The organism is Haematobacter genomosp. 1 (assembly GCF_002196855.1).
GTDB lineage: Bacteria > Pseudomonadota > Alphaproteobacteria > Rhodobacterales > Rhodobacteraceae > Haematobacter.
Genome location: NZ_NIPW01000008.1, coordinates 123,149 through 137,275, shown reverse-complemented (window position 1 = coordinate 137,275; position 14,127 = coordinate 123,149). Strand labels below are relative to the sequence as shown.

At 69.4% G+C, this 14,127-nt stretch carries 15 protein-coding genes; 12 read left to right on the top strand and 3 right to left on the bottom strand.

Translation table 11 applies throughout. The features are described 5' to 3' along the window. Nucleotides 1-82: 82 nt before the first annotated feature. Genes CDV49_RS05980 through cobJ form a run of 7 tightly spaced genes read left to right on the top strand, consistent with a single transcriptional unit; the run spans nt 83 to nt 7,927 of the window. Nucleotides 83-445: a DUF1636 domain-containing protein gene (locus CDV49_RS05980; protein WP_088214655.1), complete on the top strand. Its 363-nt coding sequence runs from the start codon at nt 83-85 to the stop codon at nt 443-445. Next, nucleotides 446-1,462 (top strand): cobalamin biosynthesis protein CobW, encoded by a 1,017-nt coding sequence (cobW, locus tag CDV49_RS05975; RefSeq protein ID WP_088214654.1) that lies wholly within the window; start codon nt 446-448, stop codon nt 1,460-1,462. Further along, entirely contained in the window at nt 1,462-4,695 is a 3,234-nt protein-coding gene (cobN, locus tag CDV49_RS05970; RefSeq protein ID WP_088214653.1) for a cobaltochelatase subunit CobN, read from the top strand. Before cobW ends, cobN begins: the two co-directional genes overlap by 1 nt. After that, entirely contained in the window at nt 4,692-5,828 is a 1,137-nt protein-coding gene (locus CDV49_RS05965) for a hypothetical protein (RefSeq protein ID WP_088214652.1), read from the top strand. The genes cobN and CDV49_RS05965 overlap by 4 nt, the downstream gene beginning before the upstream one ends. After that, nucleotides 5,812-6,441: a precorrin-8X methylmutase gene (locus tag CDV49_RS05960; RefSeq protein ID WP_088214651.1), complete on the top strand. Its 630-nt coding sequence runs from the start codon at nt 5,812-5,814 to the stop codon at nt 6,439-6,441. The genes CDV49_RS05965 and CDV49_RS05960 overlap by 17 nt, the downstream gene beginning before the upstream one ends. After that, a complete protein-coding gene (gene cobI, locus CDV49_RS05955) occupies nt 6,441-7,154 on the top strand; it encodes a precorrin-2 C(20)-methyltransferase (protein ID WP_088214650.1) in 714 nt (237 codons plus the stop codon). The genes CDV49_RS05960 and cobI overlap by 1 nt, the downstream gene beginning before the upstream one ends. Next, nucleotides 7,151-7,927 (top strand): precorrin-3B C(17)-methyltransferase, encoded by a 777-nt coding sequence (gene cobJ / locus CDV49_RS05950; RefSeq protein WP_088214649.1) that lies wholly within the window; start codon nt 7,151-7,153, stop codon nt 7,925-7,927. Before cobI ends, cobJ begins: the two co-directional genes overlap by 4 nt. Here cobJ and CDV49_RS05945 read toward each other — a convergent pair. Continuing rightward, nucleotides 7,906-8,646, bottom strand: coding sequence for a cobalt-precorrin-6A reductase (locus CDV49_RS05945; RefSeq protein ID WP_088214648.1), 741 nt, complete (start codon nt 8,644-8,646; stop codon nt 7,906-7,908). The genes cobJ and CDV49_RS05945 overlap by 22 nt on opposite strands. On the opposite strand from CDV49_RS05945, the gene cbiE reads away from it, so the two are divergent. The 5 genes from cbiE to cobA are packed head-to-tail and all read left to right on the top strand — an operon-like array spanning nt 8,645 to nt 12,960. Beyond that, nucleotides 8,645-9,823 (top strand): precorrin-6y C5,15-methyltransferase (decarboxylating) subunit CbiE, encoded by a 1,179-nt coding sequence (cbiE, locus tag CDV49_RS05940; protein WP_088214647.1) that lies wholly within the window; start codon nt 8,645-8,647, stop codon nt 9,821-9,823. The two genes, CDV49_RS05945 and cbiE, sit on opposite strands and share 2 nt — an antisense overlap. Then, the gene (locus CDV49_RS05935; protein WP_088214646.1) at nt 9,820-10,182 is read left to right on the top strand and encodes a cobalamin biosynthesis protein; all 363 of its coding nucleotides are present in this window, start codon (nt 9,820-9,822) and stop codon (nt 10,180-10,182) included. Before cbiE ends, CDV49_RS05935 begins: the two co-directional genes overlap by 4 nt. Continuing rightward, nucleotides 10,179-10,952 carry a precorrin-4 C(11)-methyltransferase gene (gene cobM / locus CDV49_RS05930; protein ID WP_088214645.1) on the top strand — a complete coding sequence of 258 codons (774 nt, stop codon included), beginning with the start codon at nt 10,179-10,181 and terminating at the stop codon, nt 10,950-10,952. Before CDV49_RS05935 ends, cobM begins: the two co-directional genes overlap by 4 nt. Then, entirely contained in the window at nt 10,949-12,244 is a 1,296-nt protein-coding gene (locus CDV49_RS05925; RefSeq protein ID WP_088214644.1) for a cobyrinate a,c-diamide synthase, read from the top strand. The genes cobM and CDV49_RS05925 overlap by 4 nt, the downstream gene beginning before the upstream one ends. Then, a complete protein-coding gene (gene cobA / locus CDV49_RS05920) occupies nt 12,241-12,960 on the top strand; it encodes a uroporphyrinogen-III C-methyltransferase (protein ID WP_088214643.1) in 720 nt (239 codons plus the stop codon). Before CDV49_RS05925 ends, cobA begins: the two co-directional genes overlap by 4 nt. On the opposite strand, the gene cobF is transcribed toward cobA, so the two are convergent. Together cobF and CDV49_RS05910 are read right to left on the bottom strand one after the other, a co-directional pair. Further along, nucleotides 12,939-13,706 (bottom strand): precorrin-6A synthase (deacetylating), encoded by a 768-nt coding sequence (gene cobF, locus CDV49_RS05915; RefSeq protein WP_088214642.1) that lies wholly within the window; start codon nt 13,704-13,706, stop codon nt 12,939-12,941. The genes cobA and cobF overlap by 22 nt on opposite strands. Continuing rightward, the gene (locus CDV49_RS05910; protein ID WP_088214641.1) at nt 13,699-14,127 is read right to left on the bottom strand and encodes a pseudoazurin; all 429 of its coding nucleotides are present in this window, start codon (nt 14,125-14,127) and stop codon (nt 13,699-13,701) included. The genes cobF and CDV49_RS05910 overlap by 8 nt, the downstream gene beginning before the upstream one ends.

Sequence of the window (14,127 nt, the reverse complement as noted above, 5' to 3'; positions counted from 1 at the left end):
GGGTGTGCCGCAGGGCGGTGATTGCCGTTCCGGCAGCCCCGTTCTGCTCCCGTCCGCCAAGACCGTCTGGCCGGAGGGGCCGATGAGCGATGCAATGGAACTGGTGGTCTGTACCACCTGCCGCCTGCAGGGTGCCGATCCAACCGTGGCCCCCGATGCGCCCCGCGATGGCGCGCGTCTGTCCGACGCGCTTGCGCGCGCAGGCATCGACCACCGGCGCCAGCCGTGCCTGTCAGCCTGTTCGCGGGGCTGTGCCGTGGTGCTTCGCGGGCCGGGGCGCTGGACCTATGTGCAGGGCGCCCTGAACCCGGACCTCCACCTCGATGACCTGATCGCCATGATCCACGCCTATGCGACCGCGCCCGATGGCGTGGTGCCGTGGCGCGCACGGCCCGAAGTCATCCGCAAGAACACCATCGCCCGCATACCGCCCCTGGAGGATTGAATGTCCATCGAAAAGACCCCTGTCACCATCGTCACCGGATTTCTGGGCGCGGGAAAGACCACGCTGATCCGGCATCTTCTCCAGAACCCCGGCGGACGCAGGCTGGCGGTGCTGGTCAACGAATTCGGCGATGTCGGGGTGGACGGCGACCTGATCCGCGCCTGTGCGGATGCCGATTGCCCGGAGGCGAATATCGTCGAGCTTACCAACGGCTGCATCTGCTGCACCGTCGCCGATGAGTTCATCCCCTCCATCGAGCGGCTGATGGCGCTGGAGCCGCGGCCCGATCATATCGTGATCGAGACCTCCGGCCTTGCCCTGCCGAAGCCGTTGCTGAAGGCGTTCGACTGGCCCGACCTGCGCTCGCGGATCACGATCGACGGCGTGGTGGCCGTGGCGGATGCGGAGGCGGTGGCGAAGGGCCTTTTCGCGCCCGATCCCGCACATCCGGGCGACGCGTCGGAGGTCGATCACGAGACGCCGCTGTCGGAGGTGTTCGAGGATCAGATCGCCTGCGCCGATATCGTGCTGCTGTCGAAGGCCGATCTGGCCGGTGAGGCCGGGTTGGCCGAGGCGCGCAGGGTGATCGGCGCCGAAGCACCCCGCGCGCTGCCCATGATCGCGCTCACCGAAGGCGTGATCGACCCCCGCGTCGTGCTGGGCCTCAACGCCGCGGCAGAGGATGGGCTAGACGCCCGCCCCTCCCACCACGACGGGGAGGAGGAGCATGACCACGATGATTTCGATACCATTGTCCTCGACATGCCGGAGATAGCCGATCCTCAGGTGCTCGCCGAGCGGGTCGCGGCGCTGGCGGGTGAGCAGAGGATCCTCCGCGTGAAGGGCCATGTGGCGGTGACGGACAGGCCCTTCCGCCTTCTGGTTCAGGCCGTCGGCCCGCGCGTCCGCCATCAGTTCGACCGCCTCTGGGGGGAGCAACCGCGGCAGGGGCGGCTCGTCATCATCGCGGAGAAGGGCGATCTTGATGCCGAAGCCGTGCGTGCGGCGCTCCTCTGATGCACGTCCTGTTCCGCGAAAGCCACGGGCTGGAGGAGACGGCCACCCCGCAGGATCTGGGGCAATCGCCCGCGGACCTTGTGGTGTTGTCGTTTTCCGACAGCGATCTGGGGGCTTTCGCGGCGGGCTGGCATCGGGGGCGGGAGGGGTTGCCGTCCTTGCGGCTGGCCAATCTGTCCGCGCTCGCCCATCCGCTGTCCGTGGACACTTATGTTGACCGTACGCTTTCGGGGGTGAAGGGGGTTCTGATCCGGCTCATCGGGGGCGCATCCTGGTGGTCCTACGGCGTGGAGCAGGTTTCGCGACTGGCACGGGAGCGGGGCATCGCCCTTGCCATCCTGCCCGCAGACGGGTGCCCCGATCCGGCGTTGGACGCCGCCTCCACGCTCCCCGTGGCAACGCTGCGGCGGCTTTCCACCCTCTGCGAAGCAGGGGGAGAGATCGCGGCGCAAGGGGCTCTGGCACAGCTTGCTCTGGCCGCGGGCCTGTATGCCGGACCCGTCCCCGGGCCCAAGACGCTGCCCTCCTTCGGTTTCTGGCATCCCGATACCGGCCCCATGTGCGATCCGTCCAGCGGCGCGCTGCCGCTCGTCGCCATTCCGTTCTATCGCGCATGGCTCGCCGCGGCGGATACGGATGGGATCGCCGGGCTGATCCGGGGGTTTGAGCGGGAGGGCTTTCGCGCCGCAGGTCTTTTCCTGCCAAGCCTGAAGGACAGCGCTGCCGCCGCATGGCTTCGTGACATCTTGCCTGCGCTGGCACCTGTGGCGATCGTCAACACCACCGCTTTCTCCGCCCGAAGCGAGGGGGCGTCGCCGCTCGAGGCGGCCCGCGTACCGGTGTTTCAAGCCATCCACGCCACGTCCACACGCGCGGCGTGGCAGGAGTCCGGGCGCGGTCTTTCCCCCTCCGATCTGGCGATGCATGTCGCGCTGCCGGAGGTGGACGGGCGGATCGGCGCAGGCGTGATCTCTTTCAAGGAGCAGCGGGCCCGGAATGCGGATCTGCAGTTCACCCAGTCCCGGCATGGGGCGGATGCGCCGGGTATCGCCGCGACGGTCGCCCGTGTGCGCGCCTGGCACCGGCTTGCAAGCCTGCCCCCCGCAGAGCGGCGCGTGGCGCTTGTCCTGTCCACCTACCCCGGCAAGGCCCACCGGGCGGCACATGCCGTGGGGCTCGACGTGTTTGCTTCGGCAGAGGCGATGCTTGAGGATTTGCGCCAGGCAGGTCATGTGGCGCCCTCCGGCCCGGCGCTGGAAGCGGCGCTCGACGAAACGGTGCATTGGCCTCTCGCCTCCTACCGCCACACGCTCCAAAGCCTTCCCGAAGCATTGCAGGCGGAGCTGCGCGCGACCCATGGCGATGTCACGGATGCGGGCTTCGCCTTTCACGCCACCCGTCGCGGCAACGTGGTGCTGGCGCTTCAACCGGAGCGCGGCGGCGGAGAGGACCGGGAGGACGCCTATCACGATACGACCCGCGTCCCCTGCCATGCCTACGCCGCCTTCTACCTCTGGCTGCGCGAGCAGGTGGATGCCATCGTGCATATCGGCGCGCATGGCACGCTGGAATGGCTGCCCGGCAAGGCCGCGGCGCTTTCGCCTGTGTGCTGGCCGCAGGCGCTGACCGGCCCGATGCCGGTGATCTATCCGTTCATCGTCAACGATCCGGGAGAGGCCGCACAGGCACGCCGCCGCCTTGGTGCCGTGACGCTCGGCCATCTGCCGCCGCCCCTGGCCGAGAGCGGCCTTTCGCCGGAGCTTCTGCGGATCGAGCGGCTGCTGGATGAGTATTCCACCGCCGACGGGCTGGACCCGCCGCGCCGCGCCCGGCTGATCTCCGCCATCCGGCAGGAGGCTCAGCGGGCGGGCATTGAGGACGACCTTGGCCTTCCGGGGAGCGCATCAGCGGCGGAGGCGATTCCGCGTATCGACCGCTTCGTCTGCGACGTGAAGGAAAGCCAGTTCGGCGAGGGACTGCACATATGGGGTCGCGGCACGCCGCAGGCGGGGGGCGGGCTGGCAGGGGATCCCGCCTCCGTCGAGGCAGAGCAACGGGCTCTCCCCGCCGCCCTTTCCGGCAAGCCCATGCCGCCCGGACCGTCCGGCTCACCCTATCGCGGGCGCAGTGACGTTCTGCCGACGGGGCGCAACATGTATGGCACGGACCCGCGTGCCGTTCCCTCGCGCGCGGCTCACGCACAGGGGGTAAAGCTGGCGGAGGAACTGGTCCGGCGTCACCTGCAGGATCGGGGCGACTATCCACGCGGGCTTGTGGTCAATCTCTGGGGTTCGGCGACGATGCGCACGGCGGGAGAGGACTTCGCCATGGCGCTGCATCTCGCGGGTGTGACGCCGGTCTGGGACAAGGCCTCCGATCGGCTGACGGGTTACGAGATCATCCCCCTCGCCCTCATGGATCGCCCGCGGACGGAGGTGACGCTGCGGGTTTCGGGCCTGTTCCGCGATGTCTTCCCCGACCTTGCACGGCTTTTCGAAGCCGCGGCCGGGGCGCTCGCCCTCAGGGACGAGGCCGCGGACATGAACCCCTACGTCGCATCCCCCGGTGGCCCGCGGGTCTTCTGCCCGGAGCCGGGCAGCTACGGTCTTGGCATCGCGCTCGGCGGCCTGACGGAGGATCACCGCCGCGCGGCGGGCGAGGCATGGCTCACGGCCTCCGCCCACGATGCGAGCGGCGCTCCCGCCCGTGCCGCGCTGGAGGAGCGCTTGCGGAGCGCCGACAGCTTCGTCCACACGCAGGACCTCCCCGAGACGGACCTGCTGCTGGCGGAGGACTATGCGGCGCATGAGGCAGGTTTCGCGGCGGCAATGGCCCGGATCGGGGCGCCGGCCCCCGCGCTTTACCACCTTGACGCGACACGACCCGAACGCCCCCGCGCGCGCCCGTTGGCCGAGGAAATCGCCCGGGTGGTCCGGGCACGGGCGGCCCATCCCCTCTGGATACGCGGCATGATGCGGCACGGCTTTCGCGGCGCGGCGGAGATCGCCGCCACGCTCGAACACATGGCCGCCTTTGCCCATCTGGCAGGCGTTGTGCCCCCGCATCTGTTCGACCTTTACCACGCGGCGACGCTGGATGATCCTGACGTTCGGGACTTCCTCGCCCATGCCAATCCCGTAGCGCTCGCCGCAATGGAGGGGTGTTTCGCAGCTCTTGCCGAAGCGGGCCTCTGGCAATCCCGCTCCAACAGCCGCGCAACGGGGCTGGCATGAGGCATAACGTGAAGGGCTGGTGTCCCGGCGCGCTTCGCCCCATGGAAGCCGGGGATGGGCTGATGGTCCGGCTCCGCCCCCGGGCCTCGCGGCTCGGCTCCGGGCAGGCGCTGGCCCTCGCCGATCTGGCGGAGTCGCACGGGTCGGGGGAGATCGACCTTGGCAGCCGGGCGAGCCTTCAGCTCCGTGGCATCCGGCAGGAGGCGCTTCCCGAACTGCGCCAGGCACTGGACACCCTCCGCATGCTGGACGCCGACCCGGCGAGAGAAGCGCGGCGGAACATCCTGACGACGCCCATCGCGAACGATGCAGAGACCCTCGGACTGAGCGCCGCGCTGGAGGCTGCGCTGGCAGAGGATCTGGCGGAGGAACTGGATCTGCCCGCGAAATTCGGCTTTGCCGTGGATACCGGCGCAAGGGCGATCCTCGGCGGCGCCTCCGCCGATATACGGCTCGAACGCGCTGCGGAGGGGCTGATTGTGCGGGCCGACGGGATGGCGCTTGGCGAACGGGTCAGCGCGGCAACAGCCGTGGGGCGGGCAATGGATATCGCCCGGTGGTTCTGCGCGCATGCCGCTGGCCATCGCCGTATGGCCACTCTCATCGCCGCGGGGGGTGAGCCTCCGCTGAAAGTCGCGTCTCCGCCGCTCCGGGGCGAGCCGCTCCGGCCCGGCAAGACGGAATTGGGGAGTTGCGTGGCGCTGCCCTTCGGGCGGTTGACGGCGGTGACGCTCCGCGCGCTAGCCGTGGCACCCCTCCGGCTAACCCCCTGGCGGTCGGTGCTCGTGGAAGCGGCGGTGCCCCCGTCGCCGGACTGGATCATCGACCCGGCCGATCCCCGGCTCCGGGTCAGCGCCTGTCCCGGGCAACCGGCCTGCGGTTCCGCAAGTGTGGTGACACGGGATCTTGCCCTATGGCTGGCCCCGCACCTGCCGGGGTCGGTGTCGCTGCATGTGTCGGGATGCGCAAAAGGCTGCGCCCACCCACGATCCGCAGCCCTCACGCTCACCGGCCGCATGGGCAGGTTCGACCTGATCCGCGGCGGGCGCGCGGGCGACCCTCCCGCCCTGACGGACCTATCCATCGACGATGTTCATACCCTGCTGAGAGGCCCGCTTGCCCCACCTTTATGAAACAGACGGCGCGGCCATCTATCGCGCCAGCTTTGCCACAATCCGCGCCGAGGCCGATCTTGCCGGCTTCACCTCCGAGGAGGAGACCGTCGCCGTGCGCATGATCCATGCTGCGGGACTGGTGGAACTGGCCACGCATATCCGCTTTTCCCGCGATTTCGCCAGTGTTGCCCGTGCGGCGCTGGAAGCGGGCGCGCCGGTCCTTTGCGACGCGCGCATGGTGGCGGAGGGCATCACCCGCGCGCGCCTGCCCGCCGGGAACGCGGTGATCTGCACCCTTCACGAAAGGGAGGTGCCCGACCTGGCCAACCGACTGGCCACCACCCGAAGCGCTGCCGCACTCGAGTTGTGGCGTCCGTGGCTGGCGGGGGCCGTCGTGGCGATCGGCAATGCACCGACCGCGCTCTTTCACCTGCTGAACATGCTTGAGGACCCCGCCTGCCCGCGTCCGGCAGCAATCGTCGGCTGCCCCGTAGGCTTCATCGGGGCGGCGGAATCCAAGGCGGCGCTCATCGCGGACAACCCCGCGCCGTGGTGTGCCGTCGAAGGACGGCTCGGCGGTTCCGCCGTCACCGTCGCGGCGGTCAACGCTCTCGCCAGCCGGAGCGAGTGATGGGAAAGGTCATCTGCATCGGCCTTGGCCCCGGAGACCCTGATCTGATGAGCCTGCGCGCGCATCGGCTCCTGACCACTGCCCGGATCGTCGCCTACTTCCGCAAGGCCGGGCGGTCAGGACAGGCGCGCCGCATCGTTGACGGGCTGATCCCCGCGGAGGCCGAGGAATGGCCGATGGAATATCCCGTGACGACGGAGGTTTCCTTCAGCGACCCCGCTTATGGGGCCGCCCTCGCCCCGTTCTACGACACGTGGTCCGCGCGCCTGGCCGAGCAGGCCCGGAAGGCCGATGTGATCGTGCTCTGCGAAGGCGACCCCTTTCTTTACGGCAGCTTCATGCACCTGCATTCGCGATTGCCCACCGGGATGGTGGAGGTTGTCCCCGGTATTCCCGGCATGGCGGGCTGCTGGACAGCGACAGGCCGGCCGATCACTTGGGGCGATGATGTGCTGACCGTGGTTCCCGCAACCCTGCCAGAGGCCGAACTGACCCGTCGTGCAGAAGATACCGATGCCTTGGTCGTCATGAAGATCGGTCGAAATCTTGCCAAGCTGCATCGTGCGCTGGCCACCGCGGGACGGCTGGCGGACGCCTGGCTGGTGGAAAACGGCACGATGCCCACCGAACGGGTCCGCCCGCTGCGGGAGGTGGAGGGGGAGGTTCCCTATTTCGCCATCGCGCTCGTGCATGGTCGGGGGCGGCGGCCATGACCGCTCCGCAGCCCGGCTGGATCACCGTGGCGGGCCTTGGCCCCGGCGCCTCCCGCATGATTACGCCCGAGGTGGAGCAGGCGTTGGCCGAAGCCACCGACGTCATCGGCTATCAGCCCTATGTCGCCCGCATCGCCCCGCGTCAGGGGCTGTCGCGCCATGCCTCCGACAACCGGGAGGAGCTGGACCGCGCCCATCATGCGTTGCGGCTCGCGGCGGAGGGGCGGCGGGTGGTGATCGTCTCCTCCGGCGATCCCGGCGTCTTTGCCATGGCCTCGGCGCTGTTCGAGGCGCTGGAGGTTTTGCCGCAGAGTCTGTCGGAGAGCCCGTCGCAGAGCCTGTCACGGGCGGAGACGGACATCCGCGTCCTTCCCGGCATCACCGCGATGCTGGCGGCGGCGGCGGCGGCAGGCGCTCCGCTCGGGCACGATTTTTGCGCGATCAACCTTTCCGACAACCTCAAACCGTTTGATCTCGTGCTCAAGCGCGTGCGGCTCGCGGCCGAGGCGGATTTCGCCATGGCGTTCTACAACCCCCGGTCCCGCACGCGACCCGCGCAATTCGGTGCGGTGCTGACCGCCCTGCGGCAGCTGTGCGAGCCTGAACGGTTGGTGATCTTTGCCCGCGCCGTGTCCACCCCCGATCAGGCGATCCGCACCGTTGCCCTGTCGGAGGCCCTGCCGGAGATGGCGGACATGCGCACCGTGGTCATCGTCGGCTCATCACGGACACGCCGGGTCGGCCCGTTCGTCTATACCCCGAGGTCGGCATGACACCAGCGGAGCACGTCCTCCACTCCCGCTACGCTTTCACCCGTAATGGCGGGCCGCTCGACCATCAGCACGGGCAGGCCCAGCAGGCGTGCCGCATGGAGCTTGGCCACCGCCCCCTCGCCACCGGCATTCTTGGTGACGATGATTTCCGTGCCGTATCTCTCCAGAAGCGCCCGCTCCTCCCCGGTATCGAAGGGCCCGCGCCCGATGACGACACTGCAATCCCGGAAGGGCGGCGGTGTTGCGGGCGGATCGACCAGACGGAGCAGGTAGCGATGCTGCGGAACTCCCGCGAAGGCGTCCAGATGCTGACGCCCGATGGCGAGAAACACCCGCCTCGGCGACCCGGACAGTGCAGCCGCCGCAGCTGCCATATCGGGCAGCGACACCCAGCGATCCCCGGCTCCCGGTCTCCAGGCGGGGCGCTCCAGCCGGAGGAGCGGTGTGCCGGTCCTGTCACAGGCAGCGCGCGCATTGCGGCTGATCCGCGCGGCGAAAGGATGCGTGGCGTCCACGACCCTGCCGATCCGCTCCCGCAGGAGATACTCCGCCAGCCCCTCGGGCCCGCCGAAGCCGCCGATCCGTACGGGAACCGGTTGCGCACGGGGGGCGAGGGTGCGCCCGGCATAGGACAGGATCGCAGGGAGCCGCGCATCGGCCATCGCGGCGGCAAGACGGCTGGCCTCCGTCGTGCCGCCAAGGATCAGGGTCGGACGCATGAATGAGTGGCTTTCGATCATCGGTATCGGCGAAGATGGCCCGGATGGCCTGTCCGCCGCAAGCCTCCGTGCTCTTGCGGCGGCAGAGGTGGTCTTCGGCGGTTCCCGGCATCTGCGCATGATAGACCATCCACAGCGGCGGGCCTGGCCGGTGCCGTTCTCGGTGGAGCCGGTCCTGAGGCTGCGGGGAAGAAAGGTCGCGGTGCTCGCGTCCGGCGATCCCTTCTGGCACGGCGCGGGGGGGACGCTGACGGGGCGGCTGGGCAAAGGGGAATGGCGGGCCTTCCCGGCGCCCTCGGCGACCGCTCTCGCGGCGGCGCGTCTCGGCTGGCGGCAGGAGGAAACCTTGCGGCTTGGCCTTCACGCAGCACCGCTGGGGTCTCTCCGCCGCCATCTCGCACCCGGCCTTCGGGCCATTGTGACGCTTCGGGACGGCGGAGCGGCTGGCGAACTTGCCGAATGGCTCACCGGCGAGGGCTTCGGCGCCACGCGGCTTACCCTCATGGAACGGCTGGGCGGCGGCTCGGAACGCATCCGGGGGACCACGGCGGCGGAGTTTGCGTTGACCGATGTCGATCCGCTGGTGATCGCCGCGCTCGAAATCGCCGGTGAGGGTCCGGTGATCCCGCGGTGTTCCGGGGTGCAGGACGGCCTGTTCGCGCATGACGGGCAGATCACCAAGCGGCCCATCCGGGCGCTGGCGCTCTCCGCTCTCGCCCCGCGTCGCGGGGAACTGCTGTGGGATATCGGCGCTGGCTCCGGGTCCGTCGGCATCGAATGGATGCTCTGCGATCCCACCGCCCGTTGCATCGCCATCGAGCGGGATCCCGCCCGCGCGCTCCGCTGCCAGAGCAACGCCGCCAGTCTCGGCGTGGCGCTGGAGGTGCGGGAGGGCGCGGCACAGGACGTGATCGCAACGCTGGGTGATCCGCACGCGGTCTTTGTCGGCGGCGGCGCCGATGACGCCCTGCTCCACGCGCTCTGGGAACGGCTCGCGCCCGGCGTGCGCCTTGTGATCCATGCTGTCACGCTGGAGACGGAGGCGCTGCTTGCCAGATGGCATGGTGTTCACGGCGGCAGCCTCCTGCGCATCGAGCTTTCGGAGGCCCGTCCGCTGGGGCGGAAACGGGGCTGGAAGGCCAGCTACCCGGTGGTTCAATGGAGCGTCACCCGATGATCGCCGGTATCGGATTCCGCGGGGCGGCGACGATGGTCTCGGTGCTCGATGCATTGGAACGGGCGGGCGCGAAAGGCTGCCGTCGCCTAGCGCTACCGCAGGACAAGCTGCGCCAACCCGCGGCACTCGCCCTTTGCGAGGCAGGCTACCTGCTGATCCCGATAGCGCCACAGGCCATGTCCGCCCAATCGACGCTGAGCGACGGCCCCGTCTCCCGCGCGGCCCGTGGCACCGGCTCCGTGGCGGAGGCCTGCGCCCTCGCGGCGGCCGGAGCGGGCGCGCGGCTGGCAGGCCCCAGAGCCATATCCGGCGACCGGATGGCGACAGCCGCCCTCGCCGTAACAGGAGACATTCCATGACCGTCCACTTCATCGGCGCCGGTCCCGGCGCACCCGACCTGCTGACCCTCCGGGGCCGTGATCTGATCGCGGCATGCCCCGTCTGCCTCTATGCCGGATCGCTGATACCGGAAGCGGTGCTGGCTCACTGCCCTCCCGACGCCCGGAGGGTGAACACCGCGTCCCTGGATCTTGACGCCATCGTGGCGGAAATCGCGGCGGCTCACGGCGCGGGTCAGGACGTGGCGCGACTGCATTCCGGCGATCTCTCCGTTTGGTCGGCGATGGGGGAGCAGATCCGGCGACTCCGCGCGCTGGACATCCCCTATACGGTAACCCCCGGTGTGCCGTCCTTTGCCGCTGCCGCCGCAAGCCTGGGCGTGGAACTGACGCTTCCCGGCGTTGCCCAGAGCGTGGTGTTGACACGGACGGGCGGGCGCGCCTCGCCCCTTCCGGATGGAGAGCGGTTGGCGACCTTTGCCGCGACCGGAGCCACGCTGGCCCTTCATCTGTCCATTCACCGGCTGGCCGAAATCGCGGCTGAGCTCGGACACCATTACGGGCGGGAGTGCCCGGTGGCGGTGGTCTGGCGGGCAAGCTGGCCGGAGGAGCGGGTGGTGCGCGGCACCCTCGCCTCCATCACCGCCCTTGTGGGCGAGACGATGGAGCGCACGGCGCTTATCCTTGTCGGCCCTGCGCTCGCACAAGAAGGATTCGAGGAAAGCCGCCTCTATGCCGCTGATTACGACCGCCGCTTTCGCGCAGGCCGGCTGGAGGCCGTGAAACCGTGACGCGCGGCCTCCTTGTCTCCGCCCCCCGGTCAGGCTCCGGGAAGACGACCGTAATGCTCGGCCTGCTCCGCTGTCTGGCAGAGGACGGCATCGCGGTGCAGCCCTACAAATGCGGGCCGGACTACATTGATCCGGCCTTTCACCGCGCCGCTTCCGGGCGGGAGAGCTTCAATCTGGACAGTTGGGCCATGCCGCCCGGTCTCCTCGGGGCGCAACTGGCACGGGGCGGAGAGCTGGCCCTGGCGGAAGGCTCCATGGGGTTGTTCGACGGGGTGGCGACCGCGGGCGAACAGGGAACCGGGGCCAGTGCCGACATCGCCGCGATGACGGGTTGGCCGGTTGTGCTGGTCCTCGATGTTTCCGGTCAGGCACAGACGGTGGCGGCGGTCGCGGCGGGATTGGGTGCGCTCCGCACGGGTGTCCGCGTGGCGGGAGTGATCCTCAATCGTGTCGCTTCCCCCCGGCATGAGCGGCTGTGCCGCCTGTCGCTGGAGGAAGTCGGCATCCCCTGTTTCGGCGCCCTGCCCCGGCGGGGTGATCTGGCCCTGCCGGAGCGGCATCTGGGACTTGTGCAAGCGGTGGAGCATCCCGATCTGGAGACAGCCGTCGCCCGATACGCCACTTTCCTGCGCATGCATCTGGACCTCGCCGCGCTGAAGGCCGCCGCCTCCGGCGGGGCAATGGCGATCGAGGCAGAGCACCTGCCACCGCCTGCACAGCGGATTGCCCTGGCGCGGGACGCGGCCTTTTCCTTTGCCTACCCCCATCTTTTGGACGGCTGGCATCGGCGGGGTGCGGAAATCCTGCCGTTTTCCCCGCTTGCCGATGAGGCGCCCCCCGATACGGGGGTTTGCTGGCTGCCCGGCGGCTATCCCGAACTTCACGCGGGCCGGATCGCGGCGGCGGAAAGGTTCCTGTCGGGTCTGAGGCGGTTCGCAGCGACGCGGCCCGTGCACGGGGAGTGCGGCGGCTACATGGTACTGGGCGAGGCGCTGGTTGACGCGCAGGGCACCTCGCACCGGATGGCGGGGCTGCTTGGCCTTGTCACCAGCTACGCCACCCGGCGGATGCATCTCGGCTACCGGATGGCGGAGTTGCGGGCGCCACTCCCCGGTTTCCCGGCGGGAACGCGGCTCAGGGGGCACGAATTCCACTATTCCACAATCCTGTCGCAGCCAGACGCGCCGCTGGCCCGCGTCGAGGACGCCGACAGCGCGCCCGTTGCGGAGACGGGCTCCCATCGCGGAACCGTCAGCGGCACGTTCTTTCACCTGATCGCGAGGGCCTCATGACCGGCTTCGTCAGTTTCGTCTCCTCTGGTCCGGGCGACCCCGAGCTGTTGACCGTGAAGGCCGCCGACCGTCTGCGCCGGGCAGAGGTCGTGCTCTACGACGACCTTTCCGCCGGTCCGATCCTCGACATGACGCCCCCCGGCGCGGAGTTGATTTCCGTCGGCAAGCGGGCGGGCCGCGCCTCGCCCCGGCAGGCCCATGTGAGCAGGCTGCTGGTCGATCACGCCCGGACCGGTGCCCGGGTCGTCCGGTTGAAATCCGGTGATGCCGGCGTATTCGGGCGGCTTGAGGAGGAGATCGCCACCCTCCGCCAGGCGGATATCCCGTTCGAGGTCATCCCCGGCGTGCCGTCGCCCTGCGCCGCCGCCGCCGCTGCTGGCATTCCGCTGACCCGGCGCGGTGTCGCGCGGCGGGTGCAGTTCGTTACCGGCCATGACGTGACCGGCGCGCTGCCGGAAGAACTGAACTGGTCCGCCCTTGCGGATCCGGGCGCAGTCACGGCGGTTTTCATGGCGCGGGCGACCTTCCCCGAGCTTGCCCAGCGGCTGATCGCGGCGGGCCTGCCGGAGGACACCCCCGCGCTCATGGCCGAAGGCGTATCGACCCCGCGCCAATCCCTCCACCGTGACACGGTGGGCGGTCTCGCCGGGCGGCTGGCCGTCGCGCAACGGGAGGAGGCGCCAACGCTGATCCTCTACGGTGCGCTCGCCGAGTGACGGCGCAGAAGATAGGTATCCATGATCCAGCCATGTTCTGCCCGCGCCGCAGCCCGCGCCGCCGCGATACGCGGGCCAGCCTCTGCCAGCGGGCCGTGATAGACGATCTGGTTTGCCATGCCGAGAAACGCCCCCCACCAGATCGTCACGCCCCGCGGGTCGAGCGTCCGAAAGGCGCAGTCCCCGTCCAGCATCACCAGAAGCGTCTCCACCCCCTCCGGCCAACCCTCCTCCCGGAGCCTCCGCCCGGTGGTGACAAGAAATGGCTCCCCCACCGCATTCAGGGGAATGGCATGCGCGGCGGTCAGGGCCTGCGGTGCCATGATGCCCGGAATGACCGTGATGCGCGCGGGTCGCCCGAGCCTGCCCGCGATGCGGAGCGTGCTGTCGTAGAGCGCAGGATCGCCCCAGACCATCAGCGCGACCGCACGCGTATCGGGATATGCCGACAACGCGTCCTGCCAGGCGCGCGCAATCGCATCGTGCCAGTCGTCAACGCGCGCGAGATAGTCATGGATCGACGCATCGCGTACGGGCATGTCGAACTCGACCATCCGCGTCGCTGGGTTGCTGACCACATCCGCGAAGAGGCTCCGGCGGAGCGCGGCCAGATCGCCCTTTTCCGCCCCCTTGCGTGGAAGCAGCACGACATCCGCCCGGTTCAGCGCCCGGATCGCCTGAAGCGTCATATGCTCGGGATTTCCCGTGCCAATGCCGATCAGAATGACTTCCAACGGATCAGGCATCCGGCCGCGCGTCCAGAATCTGGCGGAACCGCTCCGACGCTCGTTTGGGCAGGTCGGGCGGCAGGTCGGCTTCCGCCGGCTCACCCACGTCGATCAGCATCACCATGCCCATCGCGTAATGGGGCGAGCACTTGATGCCATAGGAACCGGGGGCAGAGAGCGTGACAGCAAAGTCCTCGTTGATCCTCGATTTGAATGGCTCGGCACCCGCGGGGATCATCCCGTCGATGGTCGCGGCATTATGGCCGGGCTGGGTGGACAGGAAGCGCACCGTATCCCCCGGCGCGATGCGGAGGTAGGAGGGTTCGTAGATCATCGCCCCGTTCTCGCTCCGATTGTACATCTTCACGTCATGGGTTTCGGCAAGGACCGGACCCGCCATCAGCGCCAGCATCAGGGCGGCATGTTTCACGTATCGCAT